Origin of the sequence: Aggregatibacter sp. Marseille-P9115 (genome assembly GCF_920939465.1) — a bacterium.
GTDB lineage: Bacteria > Pseudomonadota > Gammaproteobacteria > Enterobacterales > Pasteurellaceae > Aggregatibacter > Aggregatibacter segnis_B.
Window position 1 is genome coordinate 59,415 of sequence record NZ_OV100759.1, and the last position, 25,108, is coordinate 84,522.

The 25,108-nt window shown below is 41.8% G+C and carries 25 protein-coding genes; 12 read left to right on the forward strand and 13 right to left on the reverse strand.

The window, feature by feature from the left end; all coding sequences use genetic code 11:
* Positions 1-99: 99 nt before the first annotated feature.
* The 3 genes from LQ983_RS00270 (at position 100) to LQ983_RS00280 (ending at position 3,310) form a co-directional block, all read left to right on the forward strand.
* Positions 100-645: a CvpA family protein gene (locus tag LQ983_RS00270; protein WP_230621215.1), complete on the forward strand. Its 546-nt coding sequence runs from the start codon at positions 100-102 to the stop codon at positions 643-645.
* Between the two features lie 13 nt (positions 646-658).
* Positions 659-2,170, forward strand: coding sequence for an amidophosphoribosyltransferase (gene purF / locus LQ983_RS00275; protein WP_230621216.1), 1,512 nt, complete (start codon positions 659-661; stop codon positions 2,168-2,170).
* A gap of 177 nt (positions 2,171-2,347) precedes the next feature.
* Entirely contained in the window at positions 2,348-3,310 is a 963-nt protein-coding gene (locus LQ983_RS00280) for a hypothetical protein (RefSeq protein WP_230621217.1), read from the forward strand.
* Between the two features lie 155 nt (positions 3,311-3,465).
* On the opposite strand, the gene moeB is transcribed toward LQ983_RS00280, so the two are convergent.
* Together moeB and moeA are read right to left on the reverse strand one after the other, a co-directional pair.
* Entirely contained in the window at positions 3,466-4,194 is a 729-nt protein-coding gene (gene moeB / locus LQ983_RS00285; RefSeq protein ID WP_230621218.1) for a molybdopterin-synthase adenylyltransferase MoeB, read from the reverse strand.
* Positions 4,195-4,209: 15 nt separating this feature from the next.
* A complete protein-coding gene (gene moeA, locus LQ983_RS00290) occupies positions 4,210-5,424 on the reverse strand; it encodes a molybdopterin molybdotransferase MoeA (RefSeq protein ID WP_230621219.1) in 1,215 nt (404 codons plus the stop codon).
* A gap of 192 nt (positions 5,425-5,616) precedes the next feature.
* On the opposite strand from moeA, the gene folE reads away from it, so the two are divergent.
* A complete protein-coding gene (gene folE / locus LQ983_RS00295; RefSeq protein WP_230621220.1) occupies positions 5,617-6,273 on the forward strand; it encodes a GTP cyclohydrolase I FolE in 657 nt (218 codons plus the stop codon).
* A gap of 113 nt (positions 6,274-6,386) precedes the next feature.
* Here folE and dacB read toward each other — a convergent pair whose 3' ends face one another.
* Positions 6,387-7,805 carry a serine-type D-Ala-D-Ala carboxypeptidase gene (dacB, locus tag LQ983_RS00300; protein WP_230621221.1) on the reverse strand — a complete coding sequence of 473 codons (1,419 nt, stop codon included), beginning with the start codon at positions 7,803-7,805 and terminating at the stop codon, positions 6,387-6,389.
* A gap of 183 nt (positions 7,806-7,988) precedes the next feature.
* Here dacB and greA point away from each other — a divergent pair, with 183 nt between their 5' ends.
* Positions 7,989-8,465, forward strand: coding sequence for a transcription elongation factor GreA (gene greA, locus LQ983_RS00305; RefSeq protein WP_109432406.1), 477 nt, complete (start codon positions 7,989-7,991; stop codon positions 8,463-8,465).
* A gap of 67 nt (positions 8,466-8,532) precedes the next feature.
* On the opposite strand, the gene yhbY is transcribed toward greA, so the two are convergent.
* Positions 8,533-8,835 carry a ribosome assembly RNA-binding protein YhbY gene (gene yhbY, locus LQ983_RS00310; RefSeq protein WP_006717959.1) on the reverse strand — a complete coding sequence of 101 codons (303 nt, stop codon included), beginning with the start codon at positions 8,833-8,835 and terminating at the stop codon, positions 8,533-8,535.
* A gap of 100 nt (positions 8,836-8,935) precedes the next feature.
* Entirely contained in the window at positions 8,936-9,550 is a 615-nt protein-coding gene (locus LQ983_RS00315; protein ID WP_230621222.1) for a riboflavin synthase subunit alpha, read from the reverse strand.
* Positions 9,551-9,574: 24 nt separating this feature from the next.
* Between LQ983_RS00315 and LQ983_RS00320 the strand changes: the two genes are divergently transcribed.
* The 3 genes from LQ983_RS00320 (at position 9,575) to LQ983_RS00330 (ending at position 15,162) form a co-directional block, all read left to right on the forward strand.
* On the forward strand, positions 9,575-10,972 hold the full coding sequence (locus LQ983_RS00320; protein ID WP_230621223.1) for an MATE family efflux transporter: 1,398 nt from the start codon (positions 9,575-9,577) through the stop codon (positions 10,970-10,972).
* A gap of 157 nt (positions 10,973-11,129) precedes the next feature.
* On the forward strand, positions 11,130-13,361 hold the full coding sequence (locus tag LQ983_RS00325) for a TonB-dependent siderophore receptor (RefSeq protein WP_230621224.1): 2,232 nt from the start codon (positions 11,130-11,132) through the stop codon (positions 13,359-13,361).
* Positions 13,362-13,416: 55 nt separating this feature from the next.
* Positions 13,417-15,162: an ABC transporter ATP-binding protein/permease gene (locus LQ983_RS00330; RefSeq protein ID WP_230621225.1), complete on the forward strand. Its 1,746-nt coding sequence runs from the start codon at positions 13,417-13,419 to the stop codon at positions 15,160-15,162.
* A gap of 116 nt (positions 15,163-15,278) precedes the next feature.
* Here LQ983_RS00330 and ybaK read toward each other — a convergent pair whose 3' ends face one another.
* Positions 15,279-15,758 carry a Cys-tRNA(Pro) deacylase gene (gene ybaK / locus LQ983_RS00335; RefSeq protein ID WP_230621226.1) on the reverse strand — a complete coding sequence of 160 codons (480 nt, stop codon included), beginning with the start codon at positions 15,756-15,758 and terminating at the stop codon, positions 15,279-15,281.
* 60 nt (positions 15,759-15,818) lie between these two features.
* On the opposite strand from ybaK, the gene LQ983_RS00340 reads away from it, so the two are divergent.
* Complete coding sequence (locus tag LQ983_RS00340) at positions 15,819-16,790, forward strand: oxidoreductase (protein WP_230621227.1); 972 nt, start codon at positions 15,819-15,821, stop codon at positions 16,788-16,790.
* 58 nt (positions 16,791-16,848) lie between these two features.
* The gene (locus tag LQ983_RS00345) at positions 16,849-17,478 is read left to right on the forward strand and encodes a DUF1919 domain-containing protein (RefSeq protein WP_230621228.1); all 630 of its coding nucleotides are present in this window, start codon (positions 16,849-16,851) and stop codon (positions 17,476-17,478) included.
* Between the two features lie 73 nt (positions 17,479-17,551).
* On the opposite strand, the gene LQ983_RS00350 is transcribed toward LQ983_RS00345, so the two are convergent.
* Genes LQ983_RS00350 through msrB form a run of 3 tightly spaced genes read right to left on the reverse strand, consistent with a single transcriptional unit; the run spans position 17,552 to position 19,775 of the window.
* Positions 17,552-18,034, reverse strand: a complete 483-nt coding sequence (locus tag LQ983_RS00350; RefSeq protein ID WP_230621229.1) for a redoxin family protein — start codon at positions 18,032-18,034, stop codon at positions 17,552-17,554.
* A 25-nt stretch (positions 18,035-18,059) separates the two neighbouring features.
* On the reverse strand, positions 18,060-18,701 hold the full coding sequence (locus tag LQ983_RS00355) for a cytochrome c biogenesis protein CcdA (protein ID WP_230621230.1): 642 nt from the start codon (positions 18,699-18,701) through the stop codon (positions 18,060-18,062).
* A 3-nt stretch (positions 18,702-18,704) separates the two neighbouring features.
* Complete coding sequence (msrB, locus tag LQ983_RS00360; RefSeq protein WP_230621231.1) at positions 18,705-19,775, reverse strand: peptide-methionine (R)-S-oxide reductase MsrB; 1,071 nt, start codon at positions 19,773-19,775, stop codon at positions 18,705-18,707.
* A gap of 211 nt (positions 19,776-19,986) precedes the next feature.
* On the opposite strand from msrB, the gene can reads away from it, so the two are divergent.
* Positions 19,987-20,679 (forward strand): carbonate dehydratase, encoded by a 693-nt coding sequence (can, locus tag LQ983_RS00365; protein ID WP_032997846.1) that lies wholly within the window; start codon positions 19,987-19,989, stop codon positions 20,677-20,679.
* A gap of 70 nt (positions 20,680-20,749) precedes the next feature.
* Here can and dolP read toward each other — a convergent pair whose 3' ends face one another.
* The 4 genes from dolP to LQ983_RS00385 form a co-directional block, all read right to left on the reverse strand.
* Positions 20,750-21,337 (reverse strand): division/outer membrane stress-associated lipid-binding lipoprotein, encoded by a 588-nt coding sequence (gene dolP / locus LQ983_RS00370; RefSeq protein ID WP_230621232.1) that lies wholly within the window; start codon positions 21,335-21,337, stop codon positions 20,750-20,752.
* 65 nt (positions 21,338-21,402) lie between these two features.
* Positions 21,403-21,987, reverse strand: coding sequence for an SIS domain-containing protein (locus tag LQ983_RS00375; RefSeq protein WP_109432392.1), 585 nt, complete (start codon positions 21,985-21,987; stop codon positions 21,403-21,405).
* Positions 21,988-21,992: 5 nt separating this feature from the next.
* Positions 21,993-22,352, reverse strand: a complete 360-nt coding sequence (locus LQ983_RS00380) for a YraN family protein (protein WP_230621233.1) — start codon at positions 22,350-22,352, stop codon at positions 21,993-21,995.
* 9 nt (positions 22,353-22,361) lie between these two features.
* Positions 22,362-24,080: a penicillin-binding protein activator gene (locus LQ983_RS00385; RefSeq protein ID WP_230621234.1), complete on the reverse strand. Its 1,719-nt coding sequence runs from the start codon at positions 24,078-24,080 to the stop codon at positions 22,362-22,364.
* Positions 24,081-24,156: 76 nt separating this feature from the next.
* On the opposite strand from LQ983_RS00385, the gene rsmI reads away from it, so the two are divergent.
* Entirely contained in the window at positions 24,157-25,005 is an 849-nt protein-coding gene (gene rsmI, locus LQ983_RS00390; RefSeq protein ID WP_230621235.1) for a 16S rRNA (cytidine(1402)-2'-O)-methyltransferase, read from the forward strand.
* Positions 25,006-25,108: the final 103 nt, after the last annotated feature.

The following is a 25,108-nucleotide window of genomic DNA, read 5'->3' on the forward strand; positions in this document are numbered from 1 at the left end:
TTTTAGTGCGTAAATTTTTGCGCAAACGGTTTCGTTTTTTGCTAGAATAGCGCCCGTTGCAAATAGAAGTGTTTTTTTCAACACTTTAGAGATGATTTGATGATTGATTACATTATTATCGGCATTATTGTTTTTTCCGTTATTGTCAGCTTATTACGCGGTTTCGTCCGTGAAGTGATGTCACTAGCCAGTTGGATTGTGGCATTTTTTATTGCAAGCAATTTTTATGTGTATTTGGCGGGTTTGTTAACTTCCATTGAATCCCTGTATATCCGCAATGGTGTTGCCATTGCTATCTTATTTATTGCCTCATTGATTGTTGGCGCTATCGTGAATTATGTATTAGGTCAGTTAGTGGATCGTACCGGCTTAAGCGGGACGGATCGAGTACTTGGTGCTTGCTTCGGGCTATTACGTGGTGTGCTCATTGTGGCGGCAATTTTATTTTTCTTGGATACGTTCACCGCGTCAAATCAAAGTGATTGGTGGAAAGAGTCAAAATTAATACCGCACTTTCGTTTTGTGGTGGATTGGTTCTTTCAACAGATACAAGCAAATTCCAGTTTTTTAAATTCAACCTTGGATTTGGAGCAAGTGACTACGCCGGCTTCAAATCCAATCCCAACTTCAACTCAGAATCAGTAGAGGAACAACGTGTATGTGCGGTATTGTCGGTATTGTCAGCCAAACCCTGGTAAATCAAGCCATTTATGATGCCTTAACGGTATTACAACATCGTGGGCAGGATGCGGCGGGCATTGTCACCATTGATGACGAAAATCGCTTTCGTTTGCGTAAGGCGAACGGCTTGGTGAGTGATGTGTTTCAACAAGTGCATATGTTGCGCTTGGCGGGCAATACCGGTATCGGTCATGTACGCTATCCGACTGCAGGAAGTTCCAGTGTCTCTGAAGCCCAGCCGTTTTATGTAAACTCGCCTTATGGCTTAACCTTGGTACATAACGGCAATTTAACAAATTCTGTCGAATTGAAGGAAAAACTCTTCAACCTTGCCCGCCGTCATGTGAACACTAATTCCGACTCAGAACTTTTACTGAATATTCTTGCGTATCACCTCGATCAACCGCAAAAATACGCGTTAACACCGCAAGATATTTTTAATGCAGTGAAACAAACCCATGAAGATATTCGCGGTGCGTATGCCTGTATTGCGATGATCATTGACCATGGCATGGTGGCGTTTCGTGATCCCCATGGTATTCGTCCTTTAGTGTTAGGTAAACGTGAAGAGCATGGCAAAACCGAGTATATGTTCGCTTCGGAAAGCGTGGCGTTAGATGTTGTGGGATTTGAGTTTGTGCGTGATGTGGCGCCGGGAGAAGCGATTTTTATAACTTTTGATGGCGAGTTGTATGCTCAACAATGTGCTGACAATCCCGTGTTAACGCCGTGTATTTTTGAATATGTCTATTTTGCCCGTCCGGATTCCTGCATTGACGGCGTTTCCGTTTACGCAGCCCGTGTGCACATGGGACAACGTTTAGGGGAGAAAATCGCCCGTGAATGGCAAGACATGGATATTGATGTGGTGATTCCGGTGCCGGAAACCTCAAATGATATTGCATTGCGTATTGCTAATGTGTTGAACAAGCCTTATCGCCAAGGGTTTGTAAAAAATCGTTATGTCGGTCGCACATTCATTATGCCGGGGCAAGCGCAACGCGTGAGTTCTGTTCGTCGTAAATTGAATACCATTGCCTCTGAGTTTAAAGGTAAAAATGTGTTATTGGTGGATGATTCTATTGTGCGTGGCACGACCTCTGAACAAATCGTGGAGATGGCTCGAGCTGCTGGCGCGAAAAAAGTGTATTTTGCTTCCGCCGCACCGGAAATTCGCTATCCGAACGTGTATGGCATCGATATGCCAACGCGCAGCGAATTAATTGCCTATGAACGTAATACCGATGAAATCGCCAAACTTATTGGTGTTGATAAATTGGTGTTCCAAGACTTAGCGGATTTAACCGGTTCCGTACAACAAGAAAATCCGGCTATTCAAGCATTTGATTGCTCGGTGTTTACCGGCTGTTATGTTACCGGCGATATTACAGAAGCTTATTTGGATAACATTGCTGAGCAGCGTAACGATGCGGCAAAGAAAAAACGCGAAAAGGATTCCTCAAATCTTGAGATCCATAACGAGAGATAAAGAGGCTTCTATTTATCAAAACAAACGGCGCATTAGGCGCCGTTTGTTTTATAGAGAAGATAGCAAATAAGAAATTTAATAGAAACCTCATTTACCTGTGGATTTTTTGTGACAGGTTTGTCGTAAATCGCATAAGATAGGGTGAATACAGCATCGATATAAGTAAAGGAGCTACATATGAAAAAATCCTCTTTGTTAGCGGCATCGGTTTTTATCGGTTTATTACCGTCCTTCGGTGTTTTGGCTGAAGAACAGGAAAAAACATGGGTAGATGAACAACATCAAGAGATACGCACCAAATTGCATAGTTGGGCGCATGCGATGGATGAATGGATGGGAGAGCCAGATCTCAATCAGCCAGCGACTGCCGGCTTGCGTATCATGTTGGATAGCCAATGGAATCATTACGATCACTTTTCTATGAAACCACGTGTCCGTGGGAAGATTCGGCTACCGACCTTAAAAAAACAGCTGAGTTTGGTTTTCGGGGATGAAGATTTAGATAATGAATCACGAGACAAAAACCACATCGGTAAGGTTTATAACCAGCCATTGAATAAAAATAAACATTATGATCGACGTCAAACGCGCGAGGATAATGCCTCGGTCGGTTTACGCTGGTCCGACTCCATTAAAAAATTAGGCATTGATACCGATCTCGATCTAGGCATTCGTTCCGGTAGCGATATTTATTTGCGCTTTAAAGCGGGAAAAGAATGGCTTATTACTGATCGTTTTTCTACCAGATTGGAGCAAATTTACCGCTACGGAACCAATAGTAAACATTATTTGCGGACGAACTTTGAAAACAAGTATCGGACTTCAGATACCAGCTTTATCGCTAATCAGCTGTATTTACAGTCCGAACATGATGTTGATGAAAAAAATTCTTGGGGGAACAGTTTTTATCGTCAACACGATTTCAATAACTATAAACGGCTAAATTATGGCATTTTTATTGGTGGTGATATCGATAATAAACAATTTCATCTTAACCAATACGGCCCATTTATTACTTGGCGTCAGCCGATTTTGCGTCAATGGTTTTTTATTCAGCCTGAATTGAATTATTACAATGATAAGAATCAGGATCGTCGACATCACATTGGTGCATTTTTACGTTTAGAAGCCATCTTTTAAAATAACGTAACGCGTTTTTATTTGCTGATTGCTTATTGTTGAAATAGAGGGGATAAAGTGCGGTGGATTTTAAAGGTGTTTTTTAGAAATGCGTAATTGAACATTTAAAAACTGAAATGACAGCATGCATTTTCCCCTTGCATGCTGCCATTATTTTACAGACTGCTATTCGGCAATTTCATTTCCCTTACCGACATGGTCATGCCATCAATCAACAATAACCTGCCACACAAATTCTTTCCGATTTTTAACCGCACTTTGATGGCCTCTAAGGCTTGAATAGAACCAACCAAACCGACAATCGGTGCCAACACACCGGCTTCTACGCAACTTAAAGCATTGTCACCAAATAAACGGCTGAGCGTATGATAGGTCGGCGTATTGTCTTCATAAGTGAAAACGGAAACCTGTCCTTCCATACGAATAGCCGCACCGGAAATGAGTGGAATTTTATGGGCAGCACAAGCTAAATCTAATTGATTGCGTGTCGTGATGTTGTCGGAGCAATCCAATACCACATCAAATTTGCCAACCAAGCCATGAAGTTGTTGCTCATCCAATAGTTGGTGGATTGCATTGACCTCAATATGTGGATTTAAACGTTGTAGAGACTGCCTAGCAGATTCCACTTTTGGCATCCCAAGGCGACTGTCATCATGTAAGACTTGGCGCTGTAAATTAGATAAATCCACGGTGTCGAAATCCAGTAAGGTTAAATGTCCCACACCGGCAACGGCTAAATATTGCCCGGCAGCACAACCTAATCCGCCGAGACCAACAATCAGCATTTTGCTACTTTTTAACGTTTCTTGTCCGTCAAAATCAATGTCCTTCAACACGATTTGGCGGTTGTAACGCAATTCTTCTTGATGGCTTAATTCCATAGCAAACTCAATGTATTAGCGTAATAAATCGTTAAACGGTTCGATGGTAACGGTTTCGCCTGCAGCAACGTTGCCGCGTTCTTGTTCCAACACGATAAAACAGTTGCTTTTTACAAAGGAGCTAAACAAATGTGAGCCTTGGAAGCCTACCGGTTGCACTTCAATTTGCCCTTGTGAGTTGAGTTGATAGAAACCCCGTTGGAAGTCTAAGCGTCCCGGTGCTTTTTTCAGATTGCTCGCCGCAATGGCCGGTAAACGCATTGGTGCTTTCCATTGGCTATAACCGCTCAGTTTTGCAATTGCCGGTTGTACTAATTGATAGAAAGTCACCAAGGCTGATACCGGATTGCCCGGCAAGCCACAGAACCAGGCTTTTTCTAATTTACCAAAAGCAAAAGGTTTGCCCGGTTTAATGGCGATTTTCCAGAAGTTGATTTTGCCGACTTTTTCTAAAATATGTTTGGTGAAATCCGCTTCGCCCACAGACACACCGCCACTGGTGATGACCAAATCTGCTTGTTGTTGGGCTTCCAAAAAGGCTTTTTCAAATTGTGCTTCGTTGTCCGGTAAAATGCCGAAATCCAATACCTCACAATTGAGTTTCTCTAACAACAGTTTTACGGTGAAGCGGTTCGTGTCATAAATTTGACCGACTTGTAACGGTTGACCGACCGGAACCAGTTCATCGCCGGTAGAAAGCACCGCTACTTTTAAGCGTGGGAAAACTTTGACTTTTTCGATGCCGAGAGAGGCGAGCAATGGCAAAGAAACGGCATTGAGTAATGCACCTTGTTTTAACACCACATCGCCCAGTTTCACATCTTCACCAATGCGACGAATGTTTTGGTTTAATTTTGGTAATGCGTGAAATGTCACCGTGCCATCATCGTTCACTTGAACCTCTTCTTGCATTACCACCGCGTCAGCGCCTTGCGGAATCATCGCACCGGTCATGATTCTGACCGCACTTTGTGCCGTCCATTCTCCTTCAAAAGGCGCACCGGCAAAGGCTTTTCCGGCAACAGAAAGTGTCATGGATTTCGCTAAATCTGCCAACCGTACTGCATAACCGTCCATCGCAGAGTTATCGAAAGAAGGGACATTAATCGGAGAAACGACATTTTCAGCACAAATTCGTTGATTGGCTTGATGTATTGGCAACGTCTCCGTGCCAGTCGGAGAAGGAAGTTGATTTAACATTTGTTCAAGTGCTTGGGATAGCGGCAACATAAGGATTCCTTGTAAGAATAAAAAAGTCCGCCCATTATACTCGGGCTTTAGGATGTTTCAAAAAATACTTGCAAGAGAACAGGTTGAAACAGGTTTTAAATAAAACTTTTCATGGAGGCTAGTCATTATCTTCATTTTATTATTGTCGGTGATTTTGTTAAAATGCGGCATTATTTTTATTGGGAGCAGTAAATGAACGATATTTCACCTGAAGCAGAGAAAGTCCGCACGGCGCTGGTTCAGAAAGGAATTGAAACACCGATGGCGGTGTTGAATGAAAGAAAAGATGAACGCCGCACCAAAATCGAACAACACATGCGGGAAGTTTTGCGTTTAATCGGTTTGGATTTAAATGACGACAGTATTGAAGAAACCCCGTCACGTCTTGCAAAAATGTTTGTGGATGAAATCTTCAGTGGTTTGGATTACGCTAATTTTCCTAAGATTACCAATATTGCTAATCGCATGAAAGTGAGTGAAATGGTGTTGGTGAATGATGTCACATTAACCAGTACATGTGAGCATCATTTCGTGACCATCGACGGTAAGGTTTCTGTGGCGTATTACCCGAAAAAATGGGTCATCGGTTTATCTAAAATCAATCGCGTAGTGTCTTTTTTTGCTCAACGCCCTCAAGTGCAAGAGCGTTTAACAGAGCAAATTTTATTGGCATTCCAAACGATTTTAGAAACAGAGGATGTTGCCGTGTATGTGAAAGCGACGCATTTCTGTGTGAAATGTCGTGGCATTAAAGACGCAAACAGTTATACCGTCACTTCTGCGTTTGGTGGCGTGTTCTTAGAAGATCGCGAAACCCGTAAAGAATTTTTGAGTTTGATTAATAAATAATCTTGCAACGGATTCGTCGGTCGTCCAATTAAATTAAAAGTGCGGTGGATTTTAGAGGCGTTTTAAAACGTTTGAAAAATCCACCGCACTTTTTTTAGTTTTAGTCGGTTACATCAATCTTGATAGAGCGCGTTATACACGCCGCTTTCAAATTGCACTAGCGGTGCACGTTTGGTTTTGCTTTCTAAATCGCCGGTAGAATATCCATTGATAAATTGCACAAACGCCACTTTTTCACCACGTGCGTTGGTGAGGTAGCCTGCCAAATTGTACACGCCTTTTAATGCCCCAGTTTTCGCTATCACATTTTTTATTAATGGTGGATTGATTAAAGAACCGCGTCCGCTCAAGGTGCCGTCCACACCGGCAATAGGGAACGACTCCAGTAAATGTAATTTGTCTTCATTTTTAGCAATGTAGTCCAACACCTGCAACATGGTTTGTGGTGCGACCAAATTATGGCGGGAAAGCCCGGAACCGTCAGCAATAATGCTGTTACCGAATTTAATGCCTACCTGTGATAACACGCTTTTCATGGCTAATGTACCCAATTGGAACGATGCCGGGCGTTTATATTTATGATAAGCGATGGTACGGAACAGAGCATCGGCAATTTGGTTATCGGATTTTTTCATCATTTTCTTGATGAGTTCGGGCAGTGGTTTAGAAAGGTGCTGTGCTAAAACCTGTCCTTGCTGTTGGCGATAGGGCTGTTGCACTTGACCGTTAAATTCAATGTTCAGGCGTTTTAGCTGACGTTGAATAATTGCCGCAGCGTAAGCATCGGGGTCTTGTACAGCAAAACTCAACCCGAAAGGCTTGGCTTGGCGTGCTAAACAGCCTTTCACTTGATAACGGTTATTGTCGTGTACCACCGCGTCTAATTGGCAATAGCCGGCTTCCTCTTTACCTGCCACATAAACTTGCCCAAATACTTGAATTGGGTACTGCGACGGCACGTTAAATTTGACTTGTTGTCCTTCCGGCAGGTTTGCATCAATATCTACATAGAAGCAGTTATTATCAATGTTTACCGCCGCAGGTGGAGAATTAAAACACATGGTCAGATCGTTCCAAATCCAACCTAAACCGCGATCATGACCGGTAAACACAGAAGTATCCAAAATCAGATTGCCGGTAATTTTATTGATGTTTTGTTTCTTTAATTCTGCGAATAAGTTGAATAATTGGCCGCTGGTGAGATCCGGGTCGCCAGTGAAACGTACGATTAAGTCGCCGTTGAGTTGACCATTTTGCACTTTTCCGTTGGTTAAAAGTGCGGTCTGAAATTGAAATGAATCGCCGAGCGCTAATTTTGCTGCCAACGCGGTGAACACTTTTTGTGTGCTGGCGGGTAACATGAAGGTTTGCCCTTGATAGTCGGCGACAATCTTATTTTGATTAATGTTTTTGGCGATAAAAGCCAAATTTGCACCCTCAGGTAGTTTGTCGAGGTAATTGTTTACATCAACATTGGCAAAAGTCGAAGTGGTTGCTGTTAAGCCAAGGAGAAAACAGATTTTTTTGAACATACGAAATGAGTAAAACTGACACATAATTTAGACTTGAGGTTGCTATTTTTTTTCAGGCGAACAATAATAGTACGCGAATACGCGGGAGTAAATGCTTTTCTCCCTCTATAACGGATTAATTTATGCTGTGGAATCCTTGGGATTCCACGGTTTTTCTTTTGTTTAAATTTAGGGAAAAGAAGAATGCAACAAATTCCAATGACCGTTCGTGGCGCGCAATTATTACGCGAAGAACTGGATTATTTGAAGAATGAACGTCGCCCGGAAATTATCAAGGCCATTGCAGAAGCACGTGAACATGGCGACTTAAAAGAGAATGCGGAATATCATGCAGCGCGCGAACAACAAGGTTTCTGTGAAGGACGCATTCAAGAAATCGAAGGTAAACTCGGTAACAGCCAAATAATTGATGTCACCAAAATTCCCAATAACGGCAAAGTGATCTTTGGTGCAACAGTGGTGTTATTTAATACCAATACAGATGAAGAAGTGACTTATCGTATTGTGGGCGATGATGAAGCTGACATTAAAAACGGGTTGATTTCTGTGAATTCGCCGATTGCTCGTGGTTTGGTGGGTAAAGAAGTGGACGATGTCGTCAATATCACCACACCGGGTGGCGCGGTTGAATTTGAAATTATTGAAGTAGAGTATGTGTAACTTTTTTCGCTATCAATAACAAAAAAGGCAGTTAAATAACTGCCTTTTTTTATGTTTGCGTTTTGTCTTATTTACGCGGAAGTTGAATTTTATTTTCTTCACTTGGGCGATACAACACTAATACATGACCGATAGTTTGTACTTCCGCAGCGCCGGTTTCACGCACGATAGCATCAATAATCAATTGTTTGGTTTCGCGATCAGAACCGTTGATTTTCACTTTAATCAATTCGTGATGATTGAGTGATAAATCAATTTCCGCCAACACGCCTTCCGTTAAACCATTGCCACCGAGCATGACGACCGGGCTTAAATGGTGGGCAAGGCTTTTTAAATATTGTTTTTGTTTTGTTGATAATGTAATTGACATAATAATCTCGTTGAAAAATTTGATGGCTGATTCTAAAGCAAAATGGGCGTTTTAGCCAATAAATTCTGATGAAAAAACACCGTGAAAAACAACCGCACTTTTAGGCTTCTTTCTGTGCCAAATAACGTTCCACCGTATCCACAATAGCTTGCGTTTGCGGATCGATTTCAATATTGACTTTTTCACCCACCTGTTTCTTGCCAATTAGCGTACGATGAATGGTTTCCGGAATGAGATTCACGCAGAAGCTTTGTTCACGGACTTCACCGATAGTTAAACTAATACCATCCACGGCAATAAAGCCTTTAGTTAACACATATTTCATCATGTCTTGATTCGGCAGTTGGAACCAAATTTGCAGATTGTTTTCAGATGGAAGGCGTTTAACGATGTCCGCGGTGCAATACACATGGCCGGATAATATATGCCCGCCGATTTCCGAGCCCATTTGCATGGCGCGTTCGATATTGACGAAATCACCGACCTGCAATTTGCCCAAGTTTGTGATTTTCAAGGTTTCTTGCATTAAGTCGAAACTCACCAAATTGTCTTTGATTTCGGTGACGGTTAAACACACGCCGTTGTGTGCAACAGATGCACCGATTTGTAATCCTTTCAGCATTTCTTGTGGCATTTCCACCACGTGTGTTCTAAAATTAGCCCCTTCTGTAATAGCCTTAATTTGTGCCGTACCTTGCACAATGCCTGTAAACATAATGACCTCGAAATCTATTTATTTATGAATCTAAACTTTGTCAAAGAATATCATATTGAAGCTAAAAAATTAATTGCTATCGCCATTCCGATTTTGCTTGCGCAAATTGCGCAAAACTCCATGGGGATGGTGGATACCATTATGGCAGGGCGCGTGAGCGCAGCAGACATGGCAGCCATTTCCGTGGGTGCCTCCATTTGGTTGCCGTTGGTGTTATTTGGACACGGGTTGTTACTCGCCTTGCCTCCGACCATTTCCTATTTGAATGGCTCCGGTCAGCGTAAACGGATTGCTCATCAGGTACGTCAAGGCATCTGGATTGTGTTCTTTAGCTGCATTCCCCTCGGTTTATTGATTTATCACAGTGATGTTGTCTTGCAAAACATGGATATGGATCCCCGTTTAGCGGAGATCACAAGCGGTTATTTACACGCTATGATTTGGGGCTTGCCGGGTTATTTATTAATGATTAATTTTCGTTGTTTAAATGACGGTATTGCCAAAACCAAGCCGGCCATGGTGATTGCTTTCCTTGGTTTAATGCTCAACATTCCCCTTAACTATATTTTCATCTACGGCAAACTCGGTATTCCGGCATTTGGGGCGGTTGGCTGTGGTATTGCAACGGCAATCGTGAACTGGACGATGTGTCTTCTCATGTTGACTTATTGCATGCGCGCGAGAAATCAACGTGATTTAAAGGTCTTTGACAAGATTATCGAACGTCCGAATGTGCGTACCTTGAGCAAGTTGCTGAAACTTGGGCTTCCTATCGCCATGGCCCTGTGTTGTGAAGTGGCGTTATTTGCATTGACTTCATTATTTCTATCACCACTTGGCGCTGATGTGGTGGCGAGCCACCAAATTGCCTTAAACACCAGCTCGTTTGTCTTCATGTTGCCTATGTCGATTGGCATGGCAGCTACGATCTTAGTCGGGCAACGTTTAGGCGAAAAATCGCCACATGGGGCAAAACTGGTGTCTTATTCTGCGTTGGTGGTCGGTTTATCGGTTGCGATAGTCACTGCATTTTTAACAGTAATTTTACGTGAGCATATTGCTGCCATTTTTGTGAAAGACGTTGAAGTGATTGCCATGGCAAGCACCTTATTATTAATTGCCTCGCTATACCAATTTTCTGACACGGTACAAGTGATTATCGGTGGCGTGTTGCGTGGGTATAAAGACACCAAAGCCATTTTATACATCACATTATTTTGCTATTGGGTAGTGGGGATGCCGCTTGGTTACGCGTTGGCACGCACCGATTGGATCATTACCGGTGGCATTGCGGCAAAAGGGTTCTGGATTGCCTTTATTGTGAGTTTAACCTTGGCCGCGATTTTATTAATTTATCGTCTCCGAAAAATTCAGCGTTTGCCGGATGAAGTCTTGTTAGCACGTTTAGAAAAATTGAAATAAAGAGAAGCCTGTTACCGTTGTAGCAGGCTTTTTTCATCTAAAGTGCGGTTGTTTTTTGAAATGTTTTTTTAGTGTATTTAAAAGAGAATAATTCTCTTTTTCAGCTCAAGCTTTTCAGCTATACTGTCGCCGTTTTTTGACTCGAAAAGGTAATGTTATGAAATTTAAATTAAGCCTGATTTCCACCGCACTTTTAACGGCGGTATCCATGTCTGCTTATGCGGAAGAAAAAGCGGAAAATCTTGAACAAATCACTGTTGAAGATACCGGCATTAAGCAAAACGGTTATCAAACCACCGGGACCTCTGTGGTCTCAAAAGCCGAGGTGCCTGTGCTGGATACACCGAACACGGTGAATATTCTTTCCACCCAATTATTAAAAGATCGCAAACCCGAATCCTTAATTGATGCGCTTTACAATGTGAGTGGCGTTAGTCAAGCTAATACCTTAGGCGGCATGTTTGATTCCATTCAAAAACGCGGTTTTGGCGGCAATCGTGATAATTCGATTATGCGTAACGGCTTGCAAGCCGGCCCTGCCAAGAACTTTAGTGCCACCACGGAAACCGTCGAAGTCTTAAAAGGCCCTGCCTCTGTGCTTTATGGTATTCAAGATCCGGGCGGTGTAGTCAATATCATTACCAAAAAACCGCAACAAACACCAAAATATGTAGTGGGCGGCACATTGGGAAATCATCGTTTGTGGGGAACACAAGTGGATTTCACCGGCGGCTTAGGCAATGGCTTTGCTTATCGTTTTATTTATGACAAACAAGAAAAGAACTATTGGCGTAATTTCGGCAAAATTAAAAACACCACTTACGCGCCTTCACTTTCTTGGGAAAATGACACCACCAAAGTCTTAGTGGCGTATGAACATAAAGATATTCTTGAGCCGTTTGATCGTGGGACGAATTTATTAACGGCGACAAATTCTCTGCCGAATATTCCGGTCTCCCGTCGTTTAGACGAACCGAATAATGAAACCACGGCAAAAACCGATAACATTGATTTTAAAGTTGAGCATAAACTTAATGATAACTGGAAGTTAAACGCTGGTTATAACTATGCCCGTTATGAATATTTCTATAATCAAGCGCGTATTTCGAATATTAATGTTGCAGACACACCGATCCCTGCGGTTAAAAATAAAAAGGGCGTGATCACCTCTCCGGAATTAAAAGCACGCCATGTACGCCGAGCCATTGAGCAACAACAAGGCGATCAACGCGTGCATAGTGGCACATTAAATATCGTGGGTGAATTCGGTATTGGTGAGATTGCTAACCGTTTTGTCGCCGGTGTGGATGTGATGCGTAATATTCGTGATATTGGTCCGATTTATAACCAAGGCATTATGGATTCCGATATTAATATTGATCATCCAAACTACACCAATCCTGTTGCGCAGAAGAAAAACGGCAATGGCAATGCCTACCAATATAACTATTTAAAAACTGTCGGTGTTTACGTTCAAGATACGGCTTATTTCACTGATCGCTTTATTATGACCGGCGGTTTGCGTTATGAATATTTTGACCAATTTGCCGGCCGCCATTGTTTAAACGCAGCAAATTGTGATGTATCAAAAGGACAAAACGTAATGAAGACCGGTAATACGGATCAGCACGATGGTAAGTTGCTTTATCAATTAGGTGCGGTATATAAATTTACGCCTGATTTTGCCACTTTTGCTAATTACTCGGAATCCTTCCGTCCGCAAATGAGCGTTGCAACTCCTGTGAACGGCGATTTGAAACCTGAACAAGGCAAATCCGTTGAAATTGGTGCGAAGTATGAAAATGCCGGTTTTAATGCAACGGTTTCGTTATTTAACATCAATAAACGTCATGTGGCAGAAGCGGTGGGTAGCGGCGCTAATGCCGAATTAAATATCGTCGGCAAACAACGTTCCCGCGGTGTGGAATTTGACTTAAACGGTCAGCTTACCGATCAGTTGAGCGTGGCGGCGAACTATACTTACACCAAAGTGAAATCCTTAGAAAATGAAAGATACCCTGACGCGGTGAATCAACAGCTTTCTGGCGTACCGAAGCATCAAGCCTCTTTATTTTTAGCCTATAATGTGGGCGAATTTGATTTCGGCAATATCCGTGTTGGCGGTGGCGCTCGTTATTTGGGATCTTGGTATGCCTATACAAATAACTACGCGAAATCGTATAAAATTCCACACGCCGTAGTGTATGACGCCTTTATTGCTTACGATACCAAAATCTCCGGCAAGAAAGTATCATTCCAACTTAACGGTAAAAACTTAACGGATAAAACCTATTTCCCATCTACTTCAGGCAATGCAACAAACACGCTGATTCCTGTGGCGTTGGGGTATGGACGTGAGTTTATCTTTAATACCAAAGTGGAATTCTAATTAAATACATTCATCCCTAAAGGGCGTTTAACGCCCTTTCTTTTTGGATATTCAAATGGATTGGCAAACAGAAGTTAATAATAGTTTATCTTGGATTTTGACCGCACTTTTGGGCGTATCGACGGTGTTGGCAATATTGGCATTGGCGCTTAAACGAACAGACTTTGGGCAACGCTTTTGGCTGATTACACAACCTTGTGTGCAAACCTCGTCGGCATACAAAATTATTGGTTTGCTTTTATTGTTGCTGACCTTGATTTTGCTGGAAGTGCGAATCAGCGTGCTGAATTCCTTTTTCTATAATGGGCTTTATACCTCGTTACAAGAACAAAAAGCCGACGCCTTTTGGTTTTTTGCCGGGCTGAATGCCTTGTTGGTGATGTTCAAAATCGTGCATTCCATTATCAATTATTTCGTACGCCAGCTGTTTGAAATTCGTTGGTTAGAAAAACTCAATAATGAAATGCTGGTGCGTTGGTTGCGCCATAAAAATTATTATCGCCTGAAATACGAAAAAGAATTGCCGGATAACATCGATCAACGTATCGAACAAGATGCCCGCGAATTTATTAGCGGCACGGTTACCATGTTGCAAGGCTTGATTAATTCCGTGATGTCCACCATTGAATTTACGATTATTCTGTGGGGCTTGTCAGGGATATTGGTGTTGCTCGGCGTGTCGATTCCGAAAGGCGTGGTGTTCTTTATTTATATTTTTATCATCGTCGCCACCGCACTTTCCGTTTGGATTGGACACCCACTGATTAAATTGAATTTTGATAAAGAACGATTGAACGGGGATTACCGTTATTCCTTAATTCGCGTGCGTGATAACGCAGAAAGTATTGCGTTTTACGGTGGTGAAACAAAAGAGCGGTCAAATTTACAAGCGAAATTTCACGCTATCATTCACAACCGTTGGGTAATTGTGCGCCGTATGTTGGGGTTGGACGGGTTTAATACCGGCGTGACGCAAATTGCTATGATTCTACCACTCATGTTGCAAGCGCCTCGTTTCTTTGCCGGACAGGTGAAATTAGGCGATATGCACCAAACGGTGCAAGCCTTCAATCGCCTTATGCGGGCGTTGTCTTTCTTCCGTTTGTTCTATGAAGAATTCACGTTGTATCAAGCGCGCTTAAACCGTTTGTATGGTTTTTTTACCAAATTAGACGAATTGGACGGCACAGAAATTCATCAACCGGTGGAATGTTCCCATCGGGTGTCATTGCATCATTTTGGGATTAAAGACGGCAACGGAAAAGTCCTGCTGAAGGAGCTGAACGTGGATTTGCAAAATGGTGATGCTTTGCTCATTCAAGGCCCGTCAGGCGCAGGAAAAACCTCGTTACTTAAAGCCATTGCGGGGATTTATCCGTTTGATACGGAAGGTCGGGTAGAGCGTCCATGTAGCAACAGTCTGTTTCTGCCACAACGCCCGTATATGCCGCAAGGCACGTTACGCGAAGCGATTTGCTATCCGAATATTGAGCCTAAACGTGGTGAATTGGAGTTGGCAATGGAGCAGTGCCGTTTGAGCAAATACATTCCGTCTATTAACGAATCCAACGATTGGCAAGCTATTCTTTCACCGGGAGAATTGCAACGGGTGGCGTTTATTCGCATTCTTCTGATGAAACCCGACGTGATTTTTTTAGACGAAACCACATCGGCACTGGACGAACCAACGGAAGAATTGCTATATAAAATCATCCGCAGCCGCTTCCCAAACATGATTATTCTCAGTGTCGGCCATCGTTGCACGTTGCAACAGTTTCATAATAAGCAGTTAGTGCTGTAAAAAGTGCGGTGGGATCTTAGGACAAATTGGGGAAGACATAAAAAAATATCTTCCTCGCATTTTTGAGTAAGGGGAGAGGTTGAATCATAAAAACGTGCTGAAAATCGACCGCACTTTTATCCTTCATCTACAATGTCCACAAATTGCGCATTTAAGATCTTCGCTAAATCTTGCGGAGCCAGTTCTACGCTTAAGCCACGTTTGCCGCCGGAAACGTAAATCTGATCAAAGTTTAAGGCGGAATGTTCAATGATGGTGGTGACACGCTTCTTTTGACCTAATGGGCTGATGCCGCCCACTAAATAACCCGTACTTTTTTGGGCTGCGTCTTTGTCGGCCATCTCTACTTTTTTCACTCCGAGGGCTTTCGCGGCTTTTTTCAAACTTAACATGTGGCTAGTCGGTAAGACGAAACAGGCGAGTTTTTTCTGATCGCCATTCTCTGCCACTAATAAGGTTTTGAAAGATTGCTCGGGGTTAATGCCTAATTTTTCAGCGGCCTCATCACCAAAATGGGTGTTGTCAGGGTCATGATCATAATGGTGTAGTATGAAAGGCACCTTGTGTTTTTTCAGTAAGTCAATCGCCGGTGTCATTGTATTTCCTCATGATAATTCAGTAAAATGTAGCCCGTTTATTTTACTGCGGAGAAAAAAATGAGTACAAGTTTAAATGTCGCCCTTGTCGCGGAATTTGATTTATGTGAGAAGTTGGCGGAGACATTAGAGCAGAGTTGTTTAGAAATTGAGAAATTATCCGTTGTTGAGCTTTTCCCTTTTAGTGAAGAACAAGGAATTCGATTTAATAATAAAAGTGTTGAACAGCTTCCGTTAGATGAAACGGAATGGTCGGATTTCAATTATGTTTTCTTTGCCGGCGATGTCGCGCACGCAGTGCATATGGCTAAAGCGGCGCAAGCGGGTTGTGTCGTGATTGATTTGAAAGGTGTGTGTGCCTCGTTAAATGATGTGCCGTTGATTGTGCCAAGTATTAATGATGAACAGTTAGTTGTATTACAACGTAACATTGTTTCGTTACCAGATCCGCAAGTCACTCAATTTGTTTTCTCTGTGTCACAATTTGCCCGCGAAAATACGCTTTCTCAGGTGTTAGTCACCTCCTTATTACCGGCATCTTATATCGATAGTTATACGGTGAATAAACTGGCCGGTCAAACGGCGCAGTTGTTAAACGGTATCCCATTAGACGAAGAACAACAACGCTTGGCGTTTGATGTGTTCCCGTCCCCGAAATCGACTGCAAGTCTTGCGGCGCAAGTGGAGAAAATCTTTCCTCAATTATCGAATGTGATTTTCCATCAAGTGCAAGTACCGGTATTTTATGGCATGGCGCAAATGGTGACGTTGCGTTCCGAGTATGAATTTGATGCGCAGGCACAGCTTCACGCATGGCAAGCCAATGAGCTTGTGGATTATCGTGAGGCGTCTGCATTGACACCGGTTACAAACGGGGAAGCTGAAGCCGGTGAAGCGCCTAAATTGCATATTGGCGGCTTAACCGCACTCGAAAACGGCATGCAATTTTGGTTGGTTGCCGATGAGCAACGCTTTGATATTGCGTTGCTTGGCGTGAAATTGGCGGAATTGGTGTATCAAAAAGGATATTAGTTTAAATTAAAAGTGCAGTAGAAATTCACCGCACTTTTTTGTTGTCAGAGAATTCATCATGTTTTTATTTTCAAAAATCAGAAGTGCAATCAATAAATATCACAGACGATCTATTAATCGCGAATTAAGAGAACGATTACAAAATCACGGGATGTCTGTGCTGTCGAGTAATTGTGTCGGCGCGTTTATTTTGCACGATTTAAATGAGCCGTTTAATTCGCCTTTTGTGAATTTATTTATTAAACCGCGGGATTTTATTCGTTACTTACAAAATATGCCCCACTACCATCAGCAAACCTTAGTTTTTAAGCCAAGTGATAAACCTTATCCCATCGGTTGGTTGGACGATATTCCCATTCATTTTATGCATTACCACAGCGAGCAGGAGGCTCAAGAAAAATGGGAAACCCGTTTAAAACGTGTCAATTTGGATAATTTATTTATCATGATGACGGATAAAGACAGCCCTCAAGGTATGACGGAAGAAGAGCTTGAAGCCTTTGAACGTTTACCCTTTAAAAATAAAGTGGTGTTTACCCATAAACCTTATCCGCACTTGAAGTCGGCGTTTTATATTCGTGGTTTTGAGCAAGATGATCAGGTAGGAGATTTATTTGCATTCTCCGATTGGAACGGCAAAAAATATTACGATCAATTTGATTATGTAGCCTGGTTTAATCAGCCTTAAAGCCAATTTGCAGTGATAAGAGAATAAAAAAGTGCGGTGGATTTTCACCGCACTTTTTTCATGGTGAGAGAATTTAATTCTCCATCAACTGTTTTATTTGCTCCGTCCCCAAATGTCCGGGTAAGGTTTTCTGAAGTGTGAAATTGGTATCCAATACTAAACTGGACGGATAACCGCGTACTTTTCCGCGTTTAATGACTTCGCCGTTTTCATCGAGCAACACAATGATGTTTTTATAATCCAACCCTTTGTACCACTCGATAAAATCTTGGGTTTCTTTTTCGCCTTTAGAGCCTGGAGAAACGATGGTAATAACATCAAACTTTTTGTTTTGATCGGCACTGAGTTCGTTAATTTCCGCCAAACCGGCAAGACAAATCGGGCACCAAGACGCCCACGTTTTGACGTAAACCGGTTTGCCTTTGGTGGTAACTTGATCGAGTGTGACCACGTTATTATTTAAGTCCTTAAATTGAATGTTTTTCAATGAATTTTCTCCTTCGGCAAAGCTATTTATGCTGAATGCCATTAATAATAATGCAATGATTTTTTTCATAGTTAATACGTCCTTTTATCGTAAGTTATTGTAAGTTATTGGTAATGAGTAAAACACCCATGACGATAATTAATAATCCGCCGACAATTTTGAATTTACCTAAGTGTTTATTCAGTGCTTTGGTACGTTTAAGCAGTTCTTGGGAAAACAAGGAGAACAGCACGAATGGTGTCGCCAAGCCGAATACATAAACCATCATCATAGCTGCACCGTATAATGCAGATCCTTCGTCACCGGAAAGTGCCAACACGGAAGCTAAAATCGGGCCGATACAAGGTGTCCAACCAAGACTAAAGGTCAGCCCGAGGAAAAAGGCTTCAAAGGAGGCACTTTTGCCTTCGGTTTTCACTTGAACCACTTTGGTTCTTTCTAAGAAATTCAACTTGATAATGCCTAATTGGTGAATCCCTAAAATAATGACGATAATGCCGGCAATGATTCTGACGTTATCATTAAAGAACAAATTGCCTAGAAAACCGAAGCTAAATCCAAGGCTTACAAAGGTTAGGGATAAGCCTGCAATGAACAAAAAGGTGTTCAGAATCTTTCTGCCGCCTTTCGCCAAAATGCCAAAATAAATAGGAATAATGGGGAAGATACAAGGCGACAAAAAGGAGGCTAGACCGGCAAGGAAAACCGTGCCGATTAATAACTGCTGATCAAACATCTTTTACTCCTTCACCGCATTAATCAGGTAGCCATAGTTTTCTTTTGCCATGTCTTCCAATGGAATAAATTTGATAGCTGCACTGTTAATGCAATAGCGCAAACCGCCTTTATCTTTCGGGCCATCATCAAACACATGACCTAAATGAGCTTTTCCGCTACGGCTGATGACTTCCGTTCTGAGCATATTAAAGCTGTGATCGTCTTGATAAGTCACCACCTCTTTGGCAATTGGTTTGGTGAAACTCGGCCAACCGCAACCGGATTCAAATTTATCTTTCGAGGAGAACAACGGTTCGCCCGTGGTGACATCCACATAGATGCCCGGTTTAAAGTTATCCCAATACTCATTGCTGAAAGAATGTTCGGTATTTTTGTTTTGTGTCACGCTATATTGCAGCGGGGTTAATTTTGCTTTGAGCTCCGCATCGCTTGGTTTTGGATAGTCTTTTTCGTCAATAATGACGTTATTGGCTTGTTCCAAATCGATGTGGCAATAGCCGTTTGGGTTTTTCTTTAAATAATCCTGATGATAGTCTTCCGCTAATACGTAATTGCGTAACGGTTCCACTTCAATTTGAATTTTGTTTTTGTATTTTTCTTGCAGTGTGGCAAGTTCTTTTTCAATCACAGCTTTATCCGCGACGTCTTGATAATAAATACCGGTGCGATATTGTCTGCCACGGTCATTGCCTTGTTTGTTGACGCTGGTCGGATCAATGACTTGAAAATAGTATTTCAGTAACTTATCTAGCGAAATTTTATTGCGGTCATAAGTCACTTTTACCGTTTCTGCGTGATCCGTAATACCGATCATTTGATAGCTAGTTTTGTCACCTTTGCCGTTGGCATAACCGGACACGGCATCTTCCACGCCGTAAATACGTTCCATATAAGCTTCAATGCCCCAAAAACAGCCACCGGCTAAATAAATCTCGTGAAGATCTTTTGTTGCTTCAGACATATTGCTTTTCTCCATGGTTGGTTGAACGTGATTTTCTGCCATAACACTTGTCGGGATTGCTGCACAGGATAAAAGTGCGGTCAATATCAGGACTAATTTTGATTTTTTCATGAGAACTCCTTGGTAACTTGAAAAGAATGAAACGCCGATTCCTTTGTATTTATTAGACGAAGTGGCTAGAGGTTTCTTACACATTTTTCATAAATTTTGGGCACAATTAAATCATGAATAGAAGAAGAGGGGATAATAAAAAGAAATTTTATCAAAAAAATAATTGGGCTATACTGAGCACCTTTTGATTTTTGAGGAAAGAGGATTAGCGATGAAAAAAATAGAAACCTTGTTTGCCAACAATTATGCGTGGGCAACGCAAATGAAAGAGGAAAACTCCACTTACTTTCAAGAATTGGCCGAGCATCAACAGCCGCATTATTTATGGATTGGTTGCTCAGATAGTCGTGTGCCGGCAGAGAAATTGACGAACTTGGAGCCGGGAGAATTATTTGTTCATCGTAACGTGGCTAACCAAGTGATTCATACGGACTTTAACTGCCTCTCCGTAGTGCAATATGCTGTGGATGTGCTGAATATTGAACACATCATTATTTGTGGCCATACAAATTGTGGCGGTATTCATGCTGCAATGAATGATAAAGATTTGGGCTTAATTAATAACTGGTTATTGCATATCCGAGATATTTGGTTCAAACATGGTCATTTGCTTGGAAATCTTTCACCGGAACGCCGTGCCGATATGTTGACTAAGTTAAATGTGGCGGAGCAAGTATATAATTTAGGACGCACTTCCATTGTGAAAAATGCGTGGAAAAATGGCAAGAAATTGTCTCTGCATGGTTGGGTTTATGACGTGAATGATGGTTTCTTGGTCGATCAAGGCGTAATTGCCACCAGTCGTGAAACTCTCGAAATTTCTTATCGCAATGCGATTGCTCGTTTATTGAAATTAAACGAAGAAGAAATGTTGAAAAAAGATCACGAGCGAGAGGCGGAATAATATAAAAAGGGTTGAACGTAAATGTTCAACCCTTTTAGTTTGAGTCATTTTTGACCGCACTTTTCAGGTATTAATTCAAATAATTAAAGACTTTCACTACTTTAGTCACACCCGAAACATTGCGAGCAATTTCTGCCGCAGCATTGCCTTGGTCATGCGTTACGTTACCCAATAAGAAGACTTCATTGTTTTCGGTGATAACTTTCACATCACTGGTTTTCACTTTGGAATCTACAAGCATTTTGGACTTGATTTGGCTCGTAATCCAAGCATCTTTACTGATTTGAGAGAAGTTCACTTTTGGTCCGATGCGCACTTCGTTATAAACATCATTCACGTTTTGCACACCTTTAGCTAAAGATGTCGCGATTTCTCGTAAATTATCATTAGGCACTTGACCGGTTAATAAAACTCGGCCGCTATATGAGGTGATACTAATGCGCGCTTCGGATTTAATTTGTTGATCTTTATAGATGGCTGATTTTACTCTTTCTTCTAAGGTTTCATCATCAATTTGGGTGCCTACTGTTCTTGGGTCTGTTGCGACTTTGGTGGCACCGGCAACGGCTGCACCACCAATAGCTGCGGCAACACATCCTTGTAATAACATGGCGCCAGCAAAAATGAATGCCAGTTTTTTTAGTGAACTTGGTAACATAGTCATCTCCTTTTTATGTTTGATTATTGGCGTTAGTGTGACTTGAATGCTTACTTTCTGTCAAGTTACGAATGTGAGAACAGTTTGAAATCAATCAGTTCGCAAATGCTGTTAATAATGAATAAATGATTTTCCAAAATTCGACTTTCTTTTGAACTTGGTACGGAAATGTGTAAATCCTTTTCCGTTAAAATCCCTTGAATATGATCGTTACTGTTTCCCGTTAAGACAATCACATTGATCTCTTTGTTCACGGCATGCGTAATAATGTTGAGAATATTGCTCTCATTGCCTAATGGCGCAAAGACCACCAAAATGTCACCTTGCTGTGCAATGGCATTGAATTGGTGTTGATAAAGCTTTTCTAGGGTATTGTCAGAAACGAAAGTAGAACCGACCGCACTATCTAAACTTAATAGGACAGAGGGAAAGCTTGGGCGTTTTAATTCATAGCGATTGAGTAAATTTGCTACCAAGCATTGTGCGTTAATGTAAGAACGTCCTTCTCCGCAAGCGATAACTTTATTTCCGCGTAAGAGACTGTTGATTAATAGCTGTGTAGCCTCAGCGATTTGTGGGCTAAGTAAGCTTTTTGAGTAAATATGCGTTTTGATATTTTCTTCATATAACGCATTGAGTTTATTTAACATAGTCATCAATCAAGAAAGTTAGGAATCCATTGAATATCATGCTCGGAATGGCCAAAAGTAACCAAATCGAAACGACAATCCGTATCTTCTAAGCTTTGCTTTCGTTGTGCTAACCAAAGCGTTGCCGCATCCATCCAACGTTGCTGTTTTTTCCAATCAACACTTTCTACGGCGGAACCGAAATGATCGTTTTTCCGTTGGCGTACTTCTACAAACACGATAGTATCTTGATCTAACATGACGAGATCTAATTCACCGCATTTGAAATTCTGATTGGCTGCAAGAAAAGTTAAGCCTTGAGATTCTAAAAAGAGGCGAGCTTTGTGTTCAAATCTCGCCCCTTGTTGACGTTTTAGAGAGAACATACGTTCAACTTAGTTTAATACCTGGATGCCGCCATTTTGGTATTGGAACCAAGTCATATCGCGTTCGATATTGCAGTTTGGACCGGCGCTTAATTTACCGGTTAAACCGTCAATTTGATAGCCGGGGACTTGGCGTAATTCATTGAAATGATTGATAAGCAACCAAGCATCTGCGCCCATTGCGTATAAACGCATGAGAGAGTAATCGCCATTGGTATTGTTGGCAATTTTTTGATATTGGGCGGAGTCCGTATCTTTAAAGAACGGAATATCGCTGAATTGTAATCCGTTCATCAATAAACGATATTCAGGGCTGTTATTGGAAGAGTTGCTGCGTGAGCTTGCATACAATTTGATGTTGCTACCGCTGTTGTCAATAACTGTTTTTAAATCGGCCAATTCATCGCTTTTTGCTACAACATATAATCCTTGTAGATTTTGACCTTGTAATGCAACGCCGACATCTGCAGATTGATTGTAGTATTTGATATTTGCATCCGTACCAGCCAATTGTTGCCAACGTACGTTAAATGCAGTTGCGGTGCGTTGTCCTAAATCATTTTGTGGTACAGCAACCATCGGTTCACGAATACCGTCTGCCCACATTTTATTGGCTGCAGATTCCGCCTCATCTTCCGGAGATAGACCGTAATAGCACACTTGACCGATTGCACGGGCATTTTGTGTTGCATTTAAGGTTAACACGTTTAGATCTTGAAGTGCGGAAGGGCTGTTGAGAAGAGTATCAACGTTTTGTTTCAATAACGGACCGATAATCGCACGGGCACCGGCTTGTTTTGCTTGAGCAATAATGTCATTCACCGGTGTTGCCACAGTGTCATAAAATTGTACTTGAACGGAGGTATCACCGCCTCTTGCCGCATCAAAACCGGATTTGATCGTGTTGCCTAGGATTTGACCGTTACCGCTTAAAGGTAAAAGTAAGGCAACGTTGGTCAATGCTGTTTGTTGGAAATTAAACAAACCTTGTAACTCTGTCGGGAATAGATAAGCTGCAGTGTGATTTGAATAAGAGGCTTTCCAGTTTTGTAATGCTTGGCTTAATTGTGTCGGTTGATTGATATTGTCGTTATACGCACGGGTTAATGCCAACCAGCCGGCTAAAGCAAGGTTGCCTTCATCTTGTGTGTTATTAATGATGCCACGATTTGCACTGCGTAATAGCGCCCAAGTGCGGTCGTTATTTTCTTGTTTTCTTTGTACATCGCTAAGCACTTGATCCATTTGAATACGAGCTTTTACTGCTTCAATAATGTCTGCTTTATTTTCTGCAATGCGTGCTTTTACAGCGTAATAGCGACCGGTTTGAGATGGACTTAATTGCGCTAAATTTATGCTTTTTAATACGTTTGCTGCACTGGTATTATCGTTTTTTACTGCCGCAATATGTGCCTCAATAAGGGATTTATCGACAAGTTGATCTGGGTTGAGATCTTTTAATTCATTTAATAAGGCTTGTGCTTGAGGAATTTTATTTTCAGTTATCAAGACACGCGCTGCCAACAATTTATAGGTTTGTTGTTCTTCCAGTTTTTGTGTTTGTTCGATTTTGTTCATATAAAAATCGGAACTGGCATTCGCATCCTCTTTTAGCATGTTAGCCGTATTGCCACCCAAAAAACTGGTGGTACAACCCGCTAATAACAGCGTAAAGAAAAAAGGCATTAATCCTTTTTTAAAATTAATGCGTTGTAATAGAATAGACATAATTACTCCATTTGTTGAAACAATTGGGGCGATCTTACTTATGTCACTCACTAAAAGCAAATAAAAGAAACACGAAATGAGCAATTCAAACGGAATTTTATACATCGTCGCCACGCCGATTGGCAATTTGCAAGATATCACTCAACGGGCATTAGAAACCTTTGAAAAAGTGGATTTAATCGCCGCAGAAGATACCCGTCACAGTGGGCTATTGTTAAGCCATTACGGCATTAAAAAACCGTTTTTTGCTTTGCATGATCACAATGAGCAACAAAAAGCGGGCGCGTTGGTGGAGAAATTATTACAAGGCACGAATATTGCCTTAATTTCTGATGCCGGAACACCATTGATCAGCGATCCCGGATTTCATTTAGTGCGTCAATGCCGCCAAGCGGGAATTCAAGTTGTGCCGTTGCCGGGGGCTTGTGCGGCAATTACCGCGTTATGTGCTTCGGGTATTGCTTCTGATCGTTTTTGCTTTGAGGGGTTCTTGCCGGCAAAAAGTAAAGCGCGCTTGGATAAACTAAAAAACGTGGAGAATGAAGACCGCACTTTGATTTTCTATGAATCGACCCATCGTATTTTAGACAGCCTTGCGGATATGCAAACCGTGTTTGGCGGCGAGCGTTATGTGGTGCTGGCGCGTGAAATTACGAAAACCTGGGAAACTATTCATGGTGATAATTTGGCGGAGTTGTTGAGTTGGTTACAAGAAGATCCGAACCGAACCAAAGGCGAAATGGTGTTGATTGTTGAGGGCAAAACACAAATGGAAAACAGTGATGAGATTTCACCACAAGCGGTAAAAGCACTTGAATTGATTAGCCAAGAATTGCCTTTGAAGAAAGCAGCCGCTATTGTTGCAGAACTTTACGGCTATAAAAAAAATCAGTTGTATCAGTTCGGCTTGGAATTTTTAAGCTAAAAGTGCGGTTGGTTTTTTAAGTATTTTTTATCTTGAAAATCGCGAAATACCATTTCCGTTTTCTTCCATATAAAAAGGCGAGAGGAAAATCTCTCGCCCATAT

What these genes read in the sequence shown, in the direction of transcription:
- LQ983_RS00320 (WP_230621223.1), top strand. Translation starts at nt 9,575, where the DNA reads ATGAATCTAAACTTTGTCAAAGAATATCATATTGAAGCTAAAAAATTA.
- LQ983_RS00380 (WP_230621233.1), bottom strand. Translation starts at nt 22,352, where the DNA reads ATGTTCTCTCTAAAACGTCAACAAGGGGCGAGATTTGAACACAAAGCT.
- moeA (WP_230621219.1), bottom strand. Translation starts at nt 5,424, where the DNA reads ATGTTGCCGCTATCCCAAGCACTTGAACAAATGTTAAATCAACTTCCT.
- LQ983_RS00270 (WP_230621215.1), top strand. Translation starts at nt 100, where the DNA reads ATGATTGATTACATTATTATCGGCATTATTGTTTTTTCCGTTATTGTC.
- dolP (WP_230621232.1), bottom strand. Translation starts at nt 21,337, where the DNA reads ATGTTACCAAGTTCACTAAAAAAACTGGCATTCATTTTTGCTGGCGCC.
- LQ983_RS00350 (WP_230621229.1), bottom strand. Translation starts at nt 18,034, where the DNA reads ATGAAAAAAATCATTGCATTATTATTAATGGCATTCAGCATAAATAGC.
- msrB (WP_230621231.1), bottom strand. Translation starts at nt 19,775, where the DNA reads ATGAAAAAATCAAAATTAGTCCTGATATTGACCGCACTTTTATCCTGT.
- LQ983_RS00375 (WP_109432392.1), bottom strand. Translation starts at nt 21,987, where the DNA reads ATGTTAAATAAACTCAATGCGTTATATGAAGAAAATATCAAAACGCAT.
- LQ983_RS00340 (WP_230621227.1), top strand. Translation starts at nt 15,819, where the DNA reads ATGAGTACAAGTTTAAATGTCGCCCTTGTCGCGGAATTTGATTTATGT.
- LQ983_RS00325 (WP_230621224.1), top strand. Translation starts at nt 11,130, where the DNA reads ATGAAATTTAAATTAAGCCTGATTTCCACCGCACTTTTAACGGCGGTA.
- LQ983_RS00345 (WP_230621228.1), top strand. Translation starts at nt 16,849, where the DNA reads ATGTTTTTATTTTCAAAAATCAGAAGTGCAATCAATAAATATCACAGA.
- LQ983_RS00315 (WP_230621222.1), bottom strand. Translation starts at nt 9,550, where the DNA reads ATGTTTACAGGCATTGTGCAAGGTACGGCACAAATTAAGGCTATTACA.
- purF (WP_230621216.1), top strand. Translation starts at nt 659, where the DNA reads ATGTGCGGTATTGTCGGTATTGTCAGCCAAACCCTGGTAAATCAAGCC.
- can (WP_032997846.1), top strand. Translation starts at nt 19,987, where the DNA reads ATGAAAAAAATAGAAACCTTGTTTGCCAACAATTATGCGTGGGCAACG.
- dacB (WP_230621221.1), bottom strand. Translation starts at nt 7,805, where the DNA reads ATGTTCAAAAAAATCTGTTTTCTCCTTGGCTTAACAGCAACCACTTCG.
- greA (WP_109432406.1), top strand. Translation starts at nt 7,989, where the DNA reads ATGCAACAAATTCCAATGACCGTTCGTGGCGCGCAATTATTACGCGAA.
- moeB (WP_230621218.1), bottom strand. Translation starts at nt 4,194, where the DNA reads ATGGAATTAAGCCATCAAGAAGAATTGCGTTACAACCGCCAAATCGTG.
- LQ983_RS00355 (WP_230621230.1), bottom strand. Translation starts at nt 18,701, where the DNA reads ATGTTTGATCAGCAGTTATTAATCGGCACGGTTTTCCTTGCCGGTCTA.
- folE (WP_230621220.1), top strand. Translation starts at nt 5,617, where the DNA reads ATGAACGATATTTCACCTGAAGCAGAGAAAGTCCGCACGGCGCTGGTT.
- LQ983_RS00385 (WP_230621234.1), bottom strand. Translation starts at nt 24,080, where the DNA reads ATGTCTATTCTATTACAACGCATTAATTTTAAAAAAGGATTAATGCCT.
- yhbY (WP_006717959.1), bottom strand. Translation starts at nt 8,835, where the DNA reads ATGTCAATTACATTATCAACAAAACAAAAACAATATTTAAAAAGCCTT.
- LQ983_RS00280 (WP_230621217.1), top strand. Translation starts at nt 2,348, where the DNA reads ATGAAAAAATCCTCTTTGTTAGCGGCATCGGTTTTTATCGGTTTATTA.
- rsmI (WP_230621235.1), top strand. Translation starts at nt 24,157, where the DNA reads ATGAGCAATTCAAACGGAATTTTATACATCGTCGCCACGCCGATTGGC.
- ybaK (WP_230621226.1), bottom strand. Translation starts at nt 15,758, where the DNA reads ATGACACCGGCGATTGACTTACTGAAAAAACACAAGGTGCCTTTCATA.
- LQ983_RS00330 (WP_230621225.1), top strand. Translation starts at nt 13,417, where the DNA reads ATGGATTGGCAAACAGAAGTTAATAATAGTTTATCTTGGATTTTGACC.